Annotated in this window: 15 protein-coding genes and 1 pseudogene; 6 read left to right on the plus strand and 10 right to left on the minus strand. The window is 59.8% G+C overall.

Going from position 1 to position 17466, the window contains the following annotated elements:
* Nucleotides 1-703, minus strand: a pseudogene (locus FP2506_RS01895) (NADP-dependent malic enzyme); the annotation flags it as partial.
* 232 nt (nt 704-935) lie between these two features.
* Between FP2506_RS01895 and FP2506_RS01900 the strand changes: the two are divergent.
* The 3 genes from FP2506_RS01900 (at nt 936) to FP2506_RS01910 (ending at nt 3756) form a co-directional block, all read left to right on the plus strand.
* Complete coding sequence (locus FP2506_RS01900; RefSeq protein WP_148227439.1) at nt 936-1772, plus strand: UDP-2,3-diacylglucosamine diphosphatase; 837 nt, start codon at nt 936-938, stop codon at nt 1770-1772.
* Nucleotides 1772-2839: a glycosyltransferase family 4 protein gene (locus FP2506_RS01905; protein ID WP_007065675.1), complete on the plus strand. Its 1068-nt coding sequence runs from the start codon at nt 1772-1774 to the stop codon at nt 2837-2839. Before FP2506_RS01900 ends, FP2506_RS01905 begins: the two co-directional genes overlap by 1 nt.
* Before the next feature lie 68 nt (nt 2840-2907).
* Nucleotides 2908-3756, plus strand: coding sequence for a TrmH family RNA methyltransferase (locus tag FP2506_RS01910; RefSeq protein WP_007065676.1), 849 nt, complete (start codon nt 2908-2910; stop codon nt 3754-3756).
* A gap of 9 nt (nt 3757-3765) precedes the next feature.
* On the opposite strand, the gene FP2506_RS01915 is transcribed toward FP2506_RS01910, so the two are convergent.
* The 5 genes from FP2506_RS01915 to FP2506_RS01935 all read right to left on the minus strand — a co-directional run bounded on the left by FP2506_RS01915 (nt 3766) and on the right by FP2506_RS01935 (nt 10642).
* Nucleotides 3766-4200 (minus strand): arsenate-mycothiol transferase ArsC, encoded by a 435-nt coding sequence (locus tag FP2506_RS01915; protein ID WP_148227440.1) that lies wholly within the window; start codon nt 4198-4200, stop codon nt 3766-3768.
* 72 nt (nt 4201-4272) lie between these two features.
* Nucleotides 4273-4752, minus strand: coding sequence for a UPF0262 family protein (locus FP2506_RS01920; protein WP_007065678.1), 480 nt, complete (start codon nt 4750-4752; stop codon nt 4273-4275).
* The gene (gene hisD / locus FP2506_RS01925; RefSeq protein ID WP_007065679.1) at nt 4745-6067 is read right to left on the minus strand and encodes a histidinol dehydrogenase; all 1323 of its coding nucleotides are present in this window, start codon (nt 6065-6067) and stop codon (nt 4745-4747) included. Before hisD ends, FP2506_RS01920 begins: the two co-directional genes overlap by 8 nt.
* A 142-nt stretch (nt 6068-6209) precedes the next feature.
* On the minus strand, nt 6210-8105 hold the full coding sequence (locus FP2506_RS01930) for an ABCB family ABC transporter ATP-binding protein/permease (RefSeq protein WP_007065680.1): 1896 nt from the start codon (nt 8103-8105) through the stop codon (nt 6210-6212).
* A gap of 146 nt (nt 8106-8251) precedes the next feature.
* Nucleotides 8252-10642, minus strand: a complete 2391-nt coding sequence (locus FP2506_RS01935; RefSeq protein ID WP_007065681.1) for a LysM peptidoglycan-binding domain-containing protein — start codon at nt 10640-10642, stop codon at nt 8252-8254.
* Nucleotides 10643-10907: 265 nt separating this feature from the next.
* Here FP2506_RS01935 and FP2506_RS01940 point away from each other — a divergent pair, with 265 nt between their 5' ends.
* Both FP2506_RS01940 and FP2506_RS01945 read left to right on the plus strand, forming a co-directional pair.
* On the plus strand, nt 10908-11606 hold the full coding sequence (locus FP2506_RS01940) for a phosphatidylserine decarboxylase (protein WP_040489302.1): 699 nt from the start codon (nt 10908-10910) through the stop codon (nt 11604-11606).
* A complete protein-coding gene (locus tag FP2506_RS01945) occupies nt 11606-12454 on the plus strand; it encodes a CDP-alcohol phosphatidyltransferase family protein (RefSeq protein ID WP_007065683.1) in 849 nt (282 codons plus the stop codon). Before FP2506_RS01940 ends, FP2506_RS01945 begins: the two co-directional genes overlap by 1 nt.
* 15 nt (nt 12455-12469) lie before the next feature.
* On the opposite strand, the gene FP2506_RS01950 is transcribed toward FP2506_RS01945, so the two are convergent.
* From FP2506_RS01950 to FP2506_RS01965, 4 genes are all read right to left on the minus strand, one after another.
* Nucleotides 12470-13084 carry a glutathione S-transferase family protein gene (locus FP2506_RS01950; protein ID WP_007065684.1) on the minus strand — a complete coding sequence of 205 codons (615 nt, stop codon included), beginning with the start codon at nt 13082-13084 and terminating at the stop codon, nt 12470-12472.
* 147 nt (nt 13085-13231) lie between these two features.
* On the minus strand, nt 13232-14278 hold the full coding sequence (locus FP2506_RS01955; protein WP_007065685.1) for a quaternary amine ABC transporter ATP-binding protein: 1047 nt from the start codon (nt 14276-14278) through the stop codon (nt 13232-13234).
* Complete coding sequence (locus FP2506_RS01960; RefSeq protein ID WP_040488840.1) at nt 14271-15158, minus strand: ABC transporter permease; 888 nt, start codon at nt 15156-15158, stop codon at nt 14271-14273. Before FP2506_RS01960 ends, FP2506_RS01955 begins: the two co-directional genes overlap by 8 nt.
* A 176-nt stretch (nt 15159-15334) precedes the next feature.
* Nucleotides 15335-16333: an ABC transporter substrate-binding protein gene (locus FP2506_RS01965; RefSeq protein WP_007065687.1), complete on the minus strand. Its 999-nt coding sequence runs from the start codon at nt 16331-16333 to the stop codon at nt 15335-15337.
* A gap of 456 nt (nt 16334-16789) precedes the next feature.
* On the opposite strand from FP2506_RS01965, the gene FP2506_RS01970 reads away from it, so the two are divergent.
* The gene (locus tag FP2506_RS01970) at nt 16790-17203 is read left to right on the plus strand and encodes a hypothetical protein (protein WP_007065688.1); all 414 of its coding nucleotides are present in this window, start codon (nt 16790-16792) and stop codon (nt 17201-17203) included.
* The last annotated feature ends 263 nt before the right edge of the window (nt 17204-17466 follow it).

The following is a 17466-nucleotide window of genomic DNA, read 5'->3' on the forward strand; positions in this document are numbered from 1 at the left end:
CGACGCCATCGCGATCCGTGACGAGGATGTTTTCGCGCTTTGCGCCGCATTCGATCAGCAGATTGAGACAGGCCAGGGAGGCAGCGCCTGCGCCGGAGGCGACGATCTTCACTTCGCCCAACTTCTTGCCCGAAAGCCGTAACGCATTACGCACGGCAGCAGAGACTATGATCGCCGTGCCGTGTTGGTCATCGTGAAAGACGGGGATCTTCATACGCTGGCGCAGGCGCGCTTCGATCTCGAAGCATTCGGGCGCCTTTATGTCTTCTAGATTGATGCCCCCGAAAGTGGGTTCGAGTGCGGCCACCACGTCGCAGACGTGGTCGATTTCTCTGGCGTCGATCTCGATATCGAAGACATCGATATCGGCGAATTTTTTAAAGAGAACGGCTTTGCCTTCCATCACCGGTTTCGAGGCGAGAGGGCCGATATCGCCAAGACCGAGAACGGCGGTGCCGTTGGAGATCACGGCGACGAGATTGCTGCGGCTGGTATAGTCCGCTGCCTTGTGCGGGTCTTCGGCGATTTCCCGGCACGGCGCGGCGACGCCTGGGGAATAGGCCAGCGCCAGATCGCGTTGGTTGCCAAGTGGTTTCGTCGCCTGAATGGCGAGTTTCCCAGGCTTCGGATTGCGGTGATAGAAGATCGCTTGCTGATCGAGGTCGCCTTCAGAAAGGCGTTCGCTGTCGCCGCTGGATGCCATGTTTCCGTTCCCCAGTCCCTGTTCTTTTGGTGGCGAAGGATAGAGCCGTCGTCCGCGGATGCCAACGCCGCATCGATCGCGTTCGCAGAGCCGTCCCCAGACTTGAAGTCGACCTGATTGCCTGCCGCTGTTGCATACTCTCCATAGAAGAAGGCTCTTTGCGTCACACGGCTGTTATCGAAGGCGCGCAGACCGGATGTGTCACGGTTGCACAACGAGGATGCATTGCGGCATGGCTTCATCGAGCGAACCCCGACGTTTCCGAACCCTTTTCGTCTCTGACATTCACCTTGGCTCGAAGGCGGCCCGGGCGGAGATGTTCATTGACTTCATGCGGCGGCACGACGCCGAGACGTGGTATCTAGTTGGCGATATCGTCGACGGCTGGCGGCTGAAACGCACGTGGCACTGGCCACAAGCTCATAACGACGTGGTTCAGAAGCTTTTGCGAAAGGCGCGCAAGGGCGCGCGGATCGTCTATGTGCCTGGCAACCACGACGAATTTCTGAGAAGCTTTCCGGGCCAGCATTTCGGCGGTGTCGAGGTTCGCCAGAACGACGTCCACACCACGGCCGACGGTCGGCGGTTGCTCGTCATACACGGCGATGAGTTCGACATTGTCGTCAAGAACTGGCGGCTCGTCGCTTATCTCGGCGATTGGGCCTACGACGCGGCGATTGCGATCAACGGTGTTTTCAACCGCATTCGTCGGCGGCTTGGATTTCCGTACTGGTCTTTTTCGTCCTGGGCGAAGCTGAAGGTGAAGAACGCCGTCAGTTTCATCGGCGCCTTCGAAGAAGCGCTCTCCTCGGAAGCAGAGCGACACAACTGCGACGGCATTATCTGCGGCCACATACACCACGCGGAACTAAAGACCGTGAGCGACATCCAATACATCAACACTGGCGACTGGGTGGAGAGTTGCACTGCCGTTGCAGAGCATTTCGACGGCACGCTCGAATTGATCCGCTTCGCCGAGGTTTTGCGTAAGGAGCACGAGGCCGCCAGCGTCCACCGCCTTCCGATGCGGCAGCGGTTCGACGAACGAAGCGAAGGGGAGGCGGCTTGATGGGGCGCTATCTCTTCGCGACGGACGCCTGGGAACCGCAGGTGAACGGCGTCGTGCGTACGCTGGCCCATTTGAAGGATGCTCTGGAGCGGCGGGGGCATGCAACAAGTATCCTGTCGCCAGCCGATTTCCGGACTTTTCCCTGCCCGACCTATCCGGATATCCGGGTGGCGCTCGCCACAACGAACAAAGCGGCAGCTCGGATCACGGCGTTCGAGCCTACCAATATCCATATCGCTACAGAGGGACCGGTTGGCAGCGCCATGCGCCGCGCCTGCCTTGCCGAAGGGCTCCCCTTCACGACAAGTTTCCACACGCGGTTTCCGGAATATCTGCGGGCCCGTGCCCCTGTGCCGCAGAATTGGTCTTACGCGTGGCTCCGGCGTTTCCATGCCCCATCTGCAGCCTGCCTGGTTCCAACAAACGTGATGAAGCAGCAACTGGAGGAACGGGGTTTCCGCGATCTCGTCACCTGGACGCGCGGGGTCGATCACCAAGTCTTCAGACCCTATCCGCCGCTGCCGCTCGAACTGCCGAAGCCACTCTTCGTCACCGTTTCGCGGCTCGCGCCAGAAAAGAACATCGAGGCCTTTCTGGATCTCGACCTCCCTGGTTCCAAGCTCGTAGTCGGCGACGGGCCGAGTCGGGCCGAGTTGATGGCGCGCTATCCAAACGTCCATTTCGCGGGGCTGCAGACCGGCGAGGCGCTTGCGCGGTACTATGCTTCGGCGGACGTCTTCGTTTTTCCCTCGCTGACCGACACTTTCGGTATTGTGCTGCTGGAAGCGATCGCCTGCGGGACCCCTTTCGCGGCTTTTGCTGAACCTGGACCGCTCGACGTTCTCGATGACTCGCAGGCAGGCAGCATCTCCAAAGACCTCAAAACGGCATGCCTGAAAGCGCTCGAACTCAACCGCAGCGATGCGCTGGCGCGGGCGTCCGATTTCACGTGGGACGCGTGTGCCGAGATCTTCGTACAGGCGACTAAGCTTGAAGGCCCGAGCGTGCCGACGGCCCGGCACGTCGATGTGAGGAAGCACAAGGAACCGGAGACGCTTAGCGCCTGATCGGGATTTGAATTTGAAGCCTTAGCAACGTCGTTTGCTCGGTCGGGAAACTCCGGTAGACCGGCGGCATGGATGAGAGGAACCTTGCACATGCGGGCCGGTCCGTGGTGGCCATCACCGATCCGGACGATCCGCGCATCGTGGCCTATCGCGACATTCGCGAACGGGACTTGACCGGCCGGCACGGATTTATCGCAGAAGGCACGGTGGTGCTGGATCAACTTGCCCTCAGCGAGCGATTTCGGCCGAGCTCGGTTCTTGTATTGCGCAACCGCCTCAGTTCCATTGCCGACCGGCTCTCCCACCTGCCAGCCGACTGCCCGATCTATGTGTCTGAACGCGCGGTCATCGACCAAATAGCGGGATTTCCGATGCATCGGGGTGTCCTCGCCCATGGCATTGATACCCAGCCGGAGCGATCGGTTACCGAAGTTCTCGACAATGCCATGGCGGGCTACGGTCCAGTGCTCATTGCCATCGGCATCGCCAACCACGACAATATCGGTGCGCTGTTTCGCAACGCTCGAGCATTCGGCGTGGGCGGTGTCCTGCTCGATGACACTAGCTGCAATCCGCTGTATCGCAAGGCTCTGCGTGTTTCGGTCGGGACCGTCCTCACCGCAGATTGGTGCCGCTCGGGAAATGCCGATGATCTGATTGCGGCTGCTGAAGCCGCCGGCTATCGGCCGATCGCCCTGACGCCAAAGGGCGAACATTCCCTCGATGATTTGGAACCGACGGAGCGTCTGGCCTTGGTCGTCGGGGCGGAGGGACCGGGACTGCCGGAGAATATACTCGATCGCCTCCACGGCCTTCGCATCGCGATGGAGTCTGATGTCGACAGTCTGAACGTCGCGACGACCGCGGCTATTGTGCTCTCACGGCTTTATGATTCGAGGGGCAAGTGCGGTCGATAGAGATGCAGGTCAGCTAAATCGTTCGATCAGGCGTTTCTCTATGCGGCGGTAGAGATCGCGATAGGCGTCGAGGATCTGCTGCCGTGTTCCTGAAGTGATCGAAGGATCGGGCATTGGCCAGAACTCAACGTCCGAATAGGTTGCCCCCATAGTGTCGAGTGCGAGATGGTGGGCCTCCGGTGCCATCGTGATGACGAGGTCGAAATACCCGTCTTCAAGATCTTCGAACAGGTGCGGCTGGTGGCCGCCGAGGTTAAGCCCGTTCTCCTCCAGAACCACGTCGACGAAGGGGTCGCGCTCACCGGCGCGGACGCCAGCAGAGGCGATATAGGTCCCGCGCGGAAGGACTCGCGAAGCGATCGCTGCACCCATCGGCGAGCGGATCGAATTCAATCCGCACATGAAGAGCACCGAGGTGACGCGCTCGGCAGCAAAATCCGACATGGCTAGCTCCCCGCGCATGTCGTAGCCAAGCGGGAAGGGGAGCATTCGAGATGCGACGCGAACTTCAAAGGCTTAGGCCCGCCGCTGTAGGGCGCATATCAAGGTGAAGAGACGACGGGCGGTGTCCTTATCAACCTCAATTTTGCCCGCGAGGCGTTCGCGCAGGGTTTCCGACCCATCATTGTGGATGCCCCGGCGGCCCATGTCGATGGCCTCGATCTGCTGCGGCGTCGAAGTCCGGATCGCTTCATAGTAGCTGTCGCAGATCATGAAGTAGTCTTTGATCACCTTTCGAAACGGGGTGAGCGACAGAATGTGAGTAACGAGCTGTTCTTCGTTCTCGCTGCGAATGTCGAAGACCAGGCGCTTGTCGACGATGGACAGCTTGAGCTTGAACTTGCCCCCGTTCGGAGCGCCGATTGGATCGAACCGATTTTCCTCGATCAGATCGAAGATCGCGACGTTTCGCTCGTGTTCGATGTCGGGCGTCGTGCGCCCTATGCTCTCGTCGAGTTCGACATCGATCAGCCGCCCATGGTTGTCGTCAGCCATTATCGCTTTCTCGCCCCGATAGGTTCACGCGGATTCCAACCGAACGGCCGTGGGCATCAAGGCTCTCGATCCGCGCAAGTTCCATCGCCGCGGGGGCTAGGGCTCTCAGCTGCTCCGGCCCGAGCTTCAGAATCGATGTCCGTTTTACGAAGTCGAGGACCGAGAGACCGGAGGAGAACCGCGCCGAGCGCGAGGTCGGGAGGACGTGGTTCGATCCACCGACATAGTCGCCGATGACCTCCGGGGTATAGCGCCCGAGGAAGATCGCGCCGGCATTCGAAATGCGCTCCGAGACTGCCTCGGGCTCCTCCATCGCGATCTCCAGATGTTCGGCTGCGATCCGATCGGCGAGCACTGGTGCGTCGTTGATCAGCGAGCCGACAGTGATGACCGCCCCGTTGTCCTCCCAGCTCGCCCTCGCGACCGCAGTTCGGGAGAGGTTCTGGAGTTGGTACTCTAGCTCGGTCTCTACTCGACTGGCGAAACTGGCATCGTCCGTGATGAGGATCGACTGCGCGGCTGTATCGTGCTCTGCCTGGCTCAAAAGATCGGCGGCGATCCAGGCGGGTTCGTTATCGCCATCGGCGATGACGAGAATTTCCGAGGGTCCGGCGATCATATCGATGCCGACGCGCCCGAAGACCTGGCGCTTGGCTTCGGCAACATAGGCATTTCCGGGCCCGACGATTTTGACCACTGGCTCGATCGTTTTCGTGCCGTAAGCAAGCGCTGCTACGGCCTGCGCGCCGCCAATTCGATAGATTTCGTCGATGCCGGCGAGATGGGCGGCTGCGAGCACCAACGGATTGAGGACGCCTTCCTTGGCCGGGGCGACCATGACGATGCGTTTCACGCCCGCCACCTTGGCCGGCACCGCATTCATCAGCACAGAAGATGGGTAGCTCGCTGTGCCGCCCGGCACATAGAGCCCGACTGTTTCTACCGGGGTCCAACGGCTGCCGAGTTCGACGCCGAGGCTGTCAGTGTATCGATCATCGCGCGGTCGCTGGCGCTCATGATGGGAGCGGATACGATCGTGGGCGGTGCGAAGCGCCTCTTTCGTCGTTTCGTGCGTGTTCGTCCAGGCAGCCTTGATCTCCGCTGCGTCGATCCGGAGGGCCTCAGCGCTATCGACATCGAGATGATCGAACTTCTTGGTGAGTTCCAGAAGAGCGGCGTCGCCGCGCTCGCGTACGTCCGCTATGATCCCGCGAACCCGGTCGCTGACATTCGTCGAGGCGTCCCGCTTGCCCTCGATCAACGCCGAAAAGCGTGACTCGAAATCTGGATCGGCGATGTTGAGCCGCTGCGGCACTGGTCTTTCGAGCTCCTTGTATCCATTGCGAACGGAGCGATGGCCGGCCTCCGTACCGCTCCGGTCTATTGCGGTCTCTCGATAGCCCGGTAGCCCGCCTGCCGCAACGGTCTGCGATTGCGCCTATGCGTATGTGACCGCGTCAGGATGCCCCCACACGTGCAGGCCGTCTTTCAATCACTCCCATCTCGTCGGCCTCGCGCGCGCGTCGGAGCGCCTCCTCGGCTTCGGTCGCCTCGCGCTGCATGGTCCACATCTCGGCGTAGAGACCGTCCATGCCGAGAAGTTCGCGGTGGCTGCCGCGCTCGACGATTTCGCCGGCCTTGAGGACAATGATTTCATCCGCACCGATCACGGTCGAGAGCCGGTGTGCAATGGTCAGTGTCGTGCGGTCTTTCGAGACGAGGTCGAGGGCGGACTGGATGTCTTTTTCCGTATGGGTGTCGAGCGCACTTGTCGCTTCGTCGAGGACCAGGATCGGTGGGGCTTTGAGTATCGTCCGCGCCACCGCGACGCGCTGCTTCTCGCCGCCGGAAAGCTTCAGCCCGCGCTCTCCGACCATCGACTTGAAGCCGGCAGGCAGCGATCGGATGAAATCGCCGATTTGAGCGAGATCAGCGGCGCGATGGACTTCCGTCTCGGATGCATTCGTCCGACCGTAGCGAATATTGTAGGCGATCGTATCGTTGAACAGGACCGTGTCCTGGGGAACGATGCCAATGGCCGCGCGCACGCTTTCCTGCGTCACGTGCGAAATATCCTGACCATCGATTGTGATGCGGCCGGAGCCGATATCGTAGAAACGGAACAGAAGCCGGGAAATGGTGGATTTTCCCGCCCCGGAGGGTCCGACGATGGCGATCGACTTACCGGCGGGCACCTCGAAGGAAACTCCCTTGAGAATTTCGCGGTCCGGATCGTAGCCAAAGCGCACGTTCTCGAAACGGATCGTTCCTTCCGATACCGTCAGTGGAAGCGCGTTCGGCCGGTCCTCGACTTCGGCTTTGACGGCCAGCAAGTCGAACATGGCCTCGATGTCCGTCAGGCCTTGTCGGATTTCGCGATAGATCGAGCCGATGAAGTTCAGGGGGATCGAGAGCTGCATCAGCATGGCGTTGATGAAGACGAAATCGCCTAGCGTCTGCGTGCCGGCCCTCACTTCCAACGCCGACATAACCATTACGGCGCCCATGCCGAGCCCAAAGATCACGCCCTGGCCGAAGTTCAGCCAGCCGAGCGAGGTCCAAATGCGGGTGGCAGCGACCTCGTATTTCGCCATGGATTCGTCGAAGCGGCGGGCCTCCATGGCTTCGTTGCCGAAATATTTGACGGTCTCGAAGTTGAGGAGGGAATCGATCGCCTTGGTGTTCGCCTCGGTATCGGAGTCGTTCATCTTCCGGCGGATTGCGATGCGCCAGTCGCTGGCCTTGATCGTGAACCATGCATAGAGGCCGATCGTGACGGCGATGACGGCAATGTAAGCCAGTCCATAGGCAAAGCCGAAGATGAGTGCGACCAGCGCGAATTCCAGAATCGTCGGCAGCGTGTTGAGGATCGTGTAGCGGACGATCGACTCTATGCCCTTCGTCCCGCGCTCGATGATGCGGGACATACCACCGGTGCGCCGCTCCAGATGGAAGCGCAGCGACAGCCGATGCATGTGGACGAAGGTGCGGTAGGCGAGACGCCGAACGGCATATTGCCCGACGCTGGCGAACAGCGCGTCGCGCGCTTGGTTGAGGCCGACCGAGATTACCCGCGCGACGTTGTAGGCGACGACTAGGGTGATCGCGCCCGCAAGGATGATCGGCAACCAATCGTAGGCCGTATTGGTGCCGTCGAGCGCGTCGGTCGCCCATTTGTAGAAGTATGGAACACCGACAGTTAGCAACTTGGCGGCGACAAGGAACACGCCTGCGACGACCACCCGGCGTTTCAGGTCGGGCCGATCGTCCGGCCACATGAATGGCCAAAGGTTCCGGATGGTCGACAGCGTCTTGCCGCTATCGCCTGAAACGGTTCGTGTTTCGGAGGACAAAAGGCTGCTCGGCGGTTCGGATGCAGGTTTTTCTTCGGGCTTAGAGAGGCGCGGGGCGCCTCAACTTTAGAATGCCTCCAAGTGGACCCTTCCACGGTTAGGGTCAATCCATCCGTATGACCGAAATGCGGGCTAAAGGACTTCGACTATTCAACGGTCTCGGATGACGGCGAGACTTCGGCCGTCGACTTCGGCGGCATCTGGAAAATCTGGCCGGGATAGATGAGGTTGGGGTCGCGGATCTGGTCCCCGTTGGCAAGATAGATCACTGTGTAGCGGGTGCCTTGGCCGTAGTTCTCCCGAGAGATTTGCCAAAGCGTGTCGCCCTTCCGGATGAGAACACGACCGGTCTGCGTTTCGAGCGGTGCCTGGATACGCGTCGGTACCGAGTAATCCTTCGGCTCGCCGGTACCAGTTTCGTTTTCGCTTTGCGGAGTGGTCTCTGCAGCAGATGCATTGGCGGCGGGCGAAGATTCTACCGCGGCGACATCCTGCGAAGCATTTGATTGGGACGTATCGCGCGTCGTTGAGGCCGGACGCTCGATATTCGTGCCTTGCACACGTTCGTCTGAGCCGAGTGGCGAAACCCCTTCGCTTGGATCGATCGACGCAAAGGTTTCAGAAGCGATATTCTCGGGTCCGTCACCTCCGGTCAGTAGCGCGGCGTTTGACCCTTCGCTTTTCGCCGAGAGATTGCGCGACAGGTCCGACGAGATTTCCGGTTCGCCTCCATACGCATCCGTCGTACTGCTTCGATCGCCTTTTTTCTCCGGAGAAGGGGTTGAGGAGGTCGAAACTGGGTCACGCGCTGCGGATTCAGTCGATTGCACTGGCTGCTCTTCCACAAGTGTTCCGAGCGAAGCTGAGCCATCCGAAGCCTGCCGTCGCGATGTCAATCCGTCCGCATCTGCGAGACTCGCGGATTTGTTGGTGCTGTTGGAGAGCTGGAGTGATGGCGAAATGGCCGACATCGCCCCGGCATCCGGGCGGCTGAACGGCACGGCGACCCGGGCTTCGACTTCGCCGCCAACGTCCAACTGATCGACGCGAACGGTGTGATCTCCGACGGATATTTTGCTCGATGCATCGATGAGGAAGCGACCTGCGCCGCTCGATCGTGACTCGGCGAGGAGTTCGTTATCGAGATAGATACGCACATTGGCGCCGCCAGGGGCAGCACCGGCGACGAAGATACGGTCGCCTTCGATCTCGATGGCTTCCACGCGCAGGGCGTCCGACGCAAGGTCGGACGCCGCCGGCGCTGAAGTAGATTTGTCGAGGGGAAGGAGAACTACGTCGGTAGGTTCGCCGTCTGATGCGTTGGATGTCTCGGCGATGAGCAATTCGCCAGTCGAAGAACCGGAATTTTGAGCTGCCTCACCGGTGTCATCGATCGCCGGTGATGAAGCATCGGATGTAGTCTGGTCTTGTGAACCCCCATTGTTTGTGGCCGTCTCATTGGGCTGCCGTTCGGATGATCTAGACCCGGTGCGGTCAGTACTCCTATCGCTGCCAGCGGCGGCGTTCTCACCGGCGGGAATGTCGATCAGGCGGGCAGGCGCGTCGGGCGATTCGACGAGCGCCAGCAGTTGGTTCTCTTCGCCGCGGTCTGGCACGTCGACGATAGCCGTTTCTTCCGAGACTGCTCGGTCGCCACCCTCTGTCTCGGCAACGAGCTTGATTGCGTGTGCGCCCGTCGCAAGACCCTGAGAGAGAATCACGACGAAGTCGCCTCCCGGGCCGGACTGGTCCGAGCCGATGCGCTTGCCGCCTTCTTCGAGGTAGATCGTGCTATTCGACGGGCCCCTCCCGGCAACGACCATCGAGCCGTCGGGCTCGACCCGAAGCACGTCAAATTGTAGGCGATCGCTCGAAACGGCCGGCCGCTCGTCGCCATCGCTCGGCGTGCGAGGAAACATGATGACGTCTTGATCGGCGGTTTCGCTACCCGAGACGGCGCGTGTACCGAATAAGGTCCCGGTGGCGTCTGCGCTCGGCGTTTGTTGATTGTCGGACAAAGTATCCGATTTGGCCTCGGCAACCTCCATTCCCTCAGCCGACCGTCCGAGAGAAACCCCCGTTTCCTCGTAATTCGCCGCGGTATCTTCATCGACCTGGCTCGTCGACGGCTCCGTCTTGACGCTTGAGGTGGGTCTGGTGTCGGTCTCGAGGGTCGCCGTATCGCTTGCGACGTCTACAACTTCGTCGGCCGCGGTCTGCGATATTAGGTTCTCGTTCTCGGCACCCATCTCGCTTGACTGAGACGACGTGCTTGCCGCGCTCGTGCCCTCGTTTTCCGAGAACTCGTCAACGTTTTCCGCACTTGCAACAACCTGGCTGCCATTGCCTGTATTGCGGCCGCTCCCGGTCGCTGCCGGATCGCTCGCGTCGTCGCTGGTGGTGAAGCGATCGAATGCCTTTTGCGCGATGCTGCGCAACTCGGCCCGTTCGCTTACCAGCATGTCCCAGTAACCGGCTACGATTGCGCCGATGATCATGAAGAATGCGACGATGATACCGAGAACTTTACGTTTCATGATCTTTTGAGACTAATTTTACTATAAACGCGGAATGGCTCTTGACTTTTGTCTTATCCATTCGGCAGCGACTCGACAAGTTGGGCTGCGAACGGTCTGCGGAGTCTGAGGCGCGCCACGTTTCCCATGGCAAAGCCTACATGCTTGCATGCCCTCCAACGAGAGGCGTGCACATGGCTTCCAGTTCGCAAATGGGCTGCATAAGTGATGACCGCGACTTATGTTTGCGCCGAACGCAACTCACGAACCGATAGGCCACTGCGCTTTGCACATCATCGACTCTATCAGAAATGCCCTCGTTCCGATCCACCGGGCGGGGTGGCCATTCATTGCCGGCTTCTTCTTCGCCTCGATCATTCTGGGCCTTCTATGGGAACCGCTCTTCTGGATCGGTCTCGTTCTGACGGCCTGGTGCGCCTATTTCTTCCGCGATCCCGAACGTGTGACACCAGTCTCGGACGACCTCGTGGTCAGTCCGGCTGACGGTCACGTCTCGCTTGTCGGGTCCATCGTACCGCCGCAGGAACTCGACCTCGGCGAGGAACCGATGCTGCGCATTTCGGTCTTCATGAATGTCTTCGATTGCCATGTGAATCGCGCGCCCGTCGCGGGGCCGATCCGGCAGATCGTTTATCAGAAGGGCTCGTTCAAGAATGCCGAACTCGACAAGGCGAGCGAGGTGAACGAACGCAATTCGCTGGTCATTGACAGCGTGCGCGGGCCGGTGGGCGTCGCCCAGATCGCCGGTCTCGTCGCACGTCGGATCATCTGTTGGTCGAAAACGGGCGACGGGCTTCAGACCGGCGAACGGTTTGGTTTGATCCGCTTCGGCTCGCGGCTCGATATCTACTGCCCGCCTGGCTTCGTGCCGCGGGTTTCCGAAGGCCAACGCGCGCTTGCCGGCGAGACTGTGCTCGCCGAATTCGGTGAGATGCTTTCGCCATACGAAGTGAGGCGGGGCTGATGTCGCTTGAAGATTTCTTTCCGCCATTCGCGCCGGGCGAGCCGGACGACGACAACGGCAAATCGCGCCGCAGGTTGCCGATCCGCCAGATCGTGCCGAATCTCGTTACGATCCTTGCAATCTGTGCCGGTATGACTGGCGTGCGTCTCGCCTTCGAGGGACGTTACGAACTTGCCGTCGCAATGATCCTCGGCGCGGCCTTTCTCGATGGGATCGACGGTCGTATCGCCCGGCTGCTGAAGGGCCAGAGCCGGTTTGGCGCCGAGATGGATTCACTTGCTGACATCGTCAATTTCGGCTTAGCGCCAGGCCTTGTTCTCTACAGCTATGTCCTGAACGAGGCGGGGTCGTTCGGCTGGATCTGCGCGCTGCTCTACACTTCCGGATGTGCGCTGCGCCTGGCCCGGTTCAACACCATGCTCGACGACCCGAAGCGGCCCAAATGGCACGGTGCCTTCTTCGTCGGTGTGCCGGCGCCCGCAGGTGCAGGACTTGCCCTTTTGCCGATGTATGTCGGCTTCATCGGACCCGATCTTGGCGTGCCGGAATTCACGGCTGGCGTCTCGGCGGTCTATCTCGTCTTCGTCGGGCTGTTGATGTCGAGCCGCATTCCCACATGGTCGGGCAAGGGGGCGGGCCTGCGCATCCCGCGAACCTATGCGATCCCCATCATCCTTGTCGCGGTTCTCTATGTCGCAACCCTGATCAGCTTCTTCTGGGAAACGCTGACCGTGACGGCATTTCTCTATTTCTGCTCGATCCCATTTTCTTGGCGAGAGTTTCAGAAGCGGACGCGTCGCGATCAGGAATTCGCTGCCAGGCGTGAGACGTCCGATCCAGTTCGATAGAAGAGACGCGACAGCTCAGTCGGTTGCGAACGCTCGGTGATGAGCAGGCCGCGCGGCCATTCTATCTGCGAAGCGGGAAAGGACGGGGTTGTCGGCGATTCCAGGCGCACCGAACATGCGTGCCCAGATGAGTTGTGCGCCGATGTAGATGTCTGCGGCCGTCGGCTTTTCGCCGGTAAGGTAGTTGGATTCCGCCAACGTGCTCTCAAGCGTTTTCAGAACGCTTTGCCAGTCACCCCAGCCGACGCTGCTTGACGGCAGAGGCTCCTTCAGTTTTGCAATCAGTTCGATCGTGAGCGCGGGCTCGAAGCATCCGGCGCCGAAGAAGAGCCAGCGATAGGTGGATGCCCGTTCGGGGGTTCCGAGCGGTGCAGCTAATTCCGCTTCGAGATAGAGATCGGCGAGATGCATCACGATCGCAGGCGTCTCGGCGAGGACGGTCCCATCCCCGAGAACCAGTGTCGGAATCTTTCCCATCGGATTGAGCTTCAGGAATGCCTCGGACCGCTGGTCGCCCTTTTCGAAGTCGATCGTTTCGAGCTCATATTCGGCGCCGACCTCTTCCAGCATCCAGCGAGCGGTTACCGCGCGGCTGCGCGGATTGAAATAGAGCTTGATGCGCTTACCCATCGATCGGTCTCCAGGAACGGCCAGACCTGCTTACGGCCTGTATCCGCGAAACTATCACCGACGAGTGGCGGCTTTTGCCAGGTGCAGAATCAAATAATTGCGCGCAAACCTGATAACTTTTGGATCGATCTCGCTACTTGATCCCGACTATGCCGCCAACGCCTCCTTGAGATTCGGCGTCGCAACGGCCGCCATGATCTGCCGCATGGTGACGCGGCCGATAGGTGTGCCGTTTTGGGTGACGATGGCGCTGGTGACATCCGCTTCGCTCATCAGCCGGGCGGCCGTTTCGATGATCGAACCTTTCTCGACGGTGAGGCCGATGGTGTTCGCGCCCTCCGGCGCCGGTTCCATGATGGTCTCGACCTGCACTACCCGGCCGCGGTTCACCTCCTTCACGAAGGATTCGATGTAGTCGTCGGCGGGCTTCAGGACGATCTCCTGGGCCGTGCCCTGCTGGATGATTTCGCCGTCCCTCAAGATCGCGATCTTCTCGCCCAGCCTCAGGGCTTCGTCGAGATCGTGGGTGATGAAGACGATAGTCTTGTGGAGGTCCTTCTGGAGGTCGAGGAGAACACCCTGCATGTCCGTTCGGATCAGCGGATCGAGGGCCGAGAAGGCCTCGTCCATGAGGAGAATGTCTGCGTCGGTGGCAAGTGCCCGGGCGAGGCCAACGCGCTGCTGCATGCCGCCGGAGAGCTGCGCAGGGTAGTTCTCTTCGAAACCTGCAAGGCCGACCCGCTCAATCCAACCCATGGCCCCCTCGCGCTGTTCTCTGGCGGATTTCCCCATGACTGCAAGGCCGTAGGCGACGTTGTCGATGACCGTCTTGTGCGGCAGAAGACCGAAGCGTTGGAACACCATCGAAATTCGGTGTCGGCGAAACTCGCGAAGATCCTTGGCGGACATCCTGAGAACGTCGTCGTCGCCAACATAGACCTCTCCGGCCGAGGGCTCGATCAACCGGTTGAGATGGCGGATGAGGGTCGATTTCCCCGATCCTGAAAGGCCCATCACCACCTGGATCCCACCAGCCGGCATGTCGAGATTGATGTCCTTGAGGCCGAGCACGTGGTTGTGCTCTGCGAGGAGGTCTGTCTTCGACATCCCCTTCTTCACCTGCTCAACGAGTTCCCGATCGTTTGGCCCGAAGATCTTGTAGAGATTGCGGACTGAGATCGCGGACTTATCCATGGGCAGCCTCCCGATGGCGCTGGAGACGCTTGCCGTAGGCCTGGCTGGCTCGGTCGAAGATGATGGCGATAGCAACGATTGCCATGCCGTTGAGTACCCCTTGCGTAAAATACTGGTTGGTGATCGCTTGGAGGACCGGCTGGCCCAGACCTCTCACGCCGATGAGCGAGGCGACGACGACCATGGCGAGCGCCATCATGATCGTCTGGTTGATGCCCGCCATGATGGTCGGTAACGACAAGGGGAGCTGCACCTGCACCAGCTTCTGCCAGCTGGACGAACCGAAGGCGTTGGCGGCCTCCAGCACCTCCTTGTCGACGAGCCGAATGCCGAGATTCGTCAGACGGATGATCGGCGGCATCGCATAGATCACGACCACGATAAGGCCGGGTATCAAGCCGATGCCTAGCAGCATGACGATGGGGATGAGATAGACGAAGGACGGCATGGTCTGCATGACGTCTAGAATCGGGTTTACGATAGCTTGTAGCTTGTCAGACCGGGACATCAGGATGCCGATCGGCATACCGATGAGGATCGACAAAAGCGTGCAGACCACGATGATCGAGAGCGTCTGCATCGTTGGCTCCCACATTCCGAAGAGGCCGATGAGGACGAGCGCAATCATCGTGCCTGCCGTGATCGTCTTCGAACGGCTGGCGAACCAGACAACAGCCGTCAGCACCGCAATGATGATGAACCACGGCGTGGAAATGAGGACGTCCTCAAACCAGAGCAGGAAATCGAGGAGAGGACGGAAAAAATTCTCGATCGATTCGCCCCATGCACGCGAGAACGCGCGATATTGCTGATCGATGGAGCGAGCAAGCTGGCGCAATTCCCGGCCGGGGATCTGAGGAAATTCAGTCAGCCATTCCAAGTGTCAGGTCTCCTGCAGCCGGTCGGAGGGCGGTGATTTTCATCGGGCGTCCACCGTTCTGTGAATTGAGCAAGAAAACGCCGGCAGCCTGAAAAGCTGCCGGCGAAGAGCCGCGGCCATGCGTCTAGCTCGCCGATCCCGAGGGCAACGAGGTGGCGCCGACCGCGCACTGCGGTTCAGAGCGCTGCCTTGATCTTTTCGGCAGCCTCCGGAGAGACCCACTCAGACCAGACATTCTCGCTGTTTTCCAGGAAGTAGTAGGCGGTGTCCTCGCCGGTCGCCTGGTTGTCGTCCTTCCAAGCGAGCAGCTTGTTGACGACGTCGTTGCTCCAGGAGCGTGTGTTGAAATATTCGGTTACACCATTACCCATCTCGGCGACGGCGGGAGTGACTATCGTGTAGACTTCGGACTTGGTCCAGGCATTCTTCTGCGGGTCTTCGCAGTCGGCCACGGTCGTGCAGTTCTGCCATTCTTCAGGATCGTGTTCGACGCCGAAGTCAAGCTTTACCATTGGATATTTTCCGAGGACGGCCGTCGGTGCCCAGTAGTAACCGAACCAGGGTTCCTCGTTCTGGAACGCTTTGGCGATCGAGCCGTCGAGACCAGCGGCCGAGCCTGTGTCGACGAGAACGAAACCCTGCTCCTCCGCGTCGAATGCATCGAAGAGATTGGCCGACGTGATCTGGCAGCCCCAGCCGGCCGGGCAGTTGTGGAAGGCACCCTTTGAAGGATCCTCTGCCGAGGGGAAGAGCTCCGGATGGGCGAACGCATCGGCGACCGTCTTGATCTCCGGGTGGGCCTCAGCGAAATATTGAGGAATCCAGAAGCCTTCTTCGCCGCCATCAGTGAGAACCTCTGCGGCGAATTGAACGGTGCCTTCCTCCGCCGCCGAATCGATCTGCTCGCGGAACTGGTTCACCCACATCTCGGGCGCCACGTCGGGCTGCTGCTTCTCGGTCATGGAGGCGAAGGTCGGCATGGTGTCGCCCGGTAAAAGCGATGCCGAGCAGTCGTAGCCCTCTTCCAGAATGATTTTGTCGATCGCGGCCATCACTTCGGCCGAAGCCCAGTTCATATTGGAGATCGTAATGTCGCAGCTATCCTGCGCGGACGCCGCAGTAGCCGCGCCGAAGAGCCCTGCGACGATGACAGTCGAAGTGAGTAGAAACTTCATGGATTGCACCTGAGAAACGTTGTCGGGAAGTTTTCGGAAGATTTCGGGAGAGGCGCACACTGCGGAGCAAGTAGTCTCTTTTCGTCGAGGACTTTGTTCCATTCCACGTTGCGAACCATTCCCTTCGTTCACGGTTTCGAGAGATTATGACAGTCTTTTCGTGATGCCAAGGCAAATCGCCGACCAAGCGGGACTTTGTCGCGCTTTAAAGCCGTCGGAAATATCGTGGCTTTCAGCGAGCGGGGTTTTCGGTAGTAAAGATCCCCTATATTGTGCGGTGCACAAAATACCGTGGTATGTTCATCGCGTTTCAATAGGGTGGGATCGTTTTCGGTCCGCTTTCGGAAATTCAGGTCGCAGACTGTGCGGACGGCAGCGGTCTTCTGCCACGTGCTTCGGGCCGCGATTGTTCCTCAGTCGTTCGCTCAGAACGCTTCGAGAAAGGAGTTGCCTCTTATGCGTGACCAAGAGAGCGTAGATTTCTTCTGCGATGAAGGGTCGGAGGAGCCAGAAGCCTTTAGCCTCGCAGCTGATCCGGTCGCAACGTTCTCCAACGTTTTGACCATGTGCCATCTTACGCCATTCGTGATGGCGGCGCGCGTTCCGAAGTTGTTTGCGGAAACCGGGACCTACTCACCGTTCGCACGCGACGAGACGCGCTTGGCGGTGGTCGAGAAGATCGGCGCCGCCATCGAGGGCGGGGTGTCGTTTCAGATTCAACTCGGCGCCTCGTTTCTTGCTTTCCAAGCTGCGGTGCTGGAAGGGAAATTCGCACCGAACGCCTACCTCAGGGGCTTTGGCGAACTTCCCTCAAGCGCTATGGAGCCTTTCGTTGCGCGGCTTCGTGCGAATGCCGACCGTTTAGCGTGAGTAGGAAAACGCCAACAAAAAATCGCCTCGGCCTCAGCAGATAACCGAACAGTAACCCTCACAATCTAAAACGAAACGAGACGGCGAAGGCGCTCGGTCAGGGTACTGCGTTCCAAGCGTTTTCGCTGTCCACGATTTGCGCGTTCTAGCTTCAAACGGACTCGTAAATATGCCGATCAGACGCCCGATCCTTCGCACTCTGCTATTTCGTTGGCAATCGAGGGTCGATCGTTTTGCTTCCCGCTCGACACGTCTTTTCTGTA

This window comes from Fulvimarina pelagi HTCC2506, from assembly GCF_000153705.1.
GTDB classification, from domain to species: Bacteria; Pseudomonadota; Alphaproteobacteria; order Rhizobiales; family Rhizobiaceae; genus Fulvimarina; species Fulvimarina pelagi.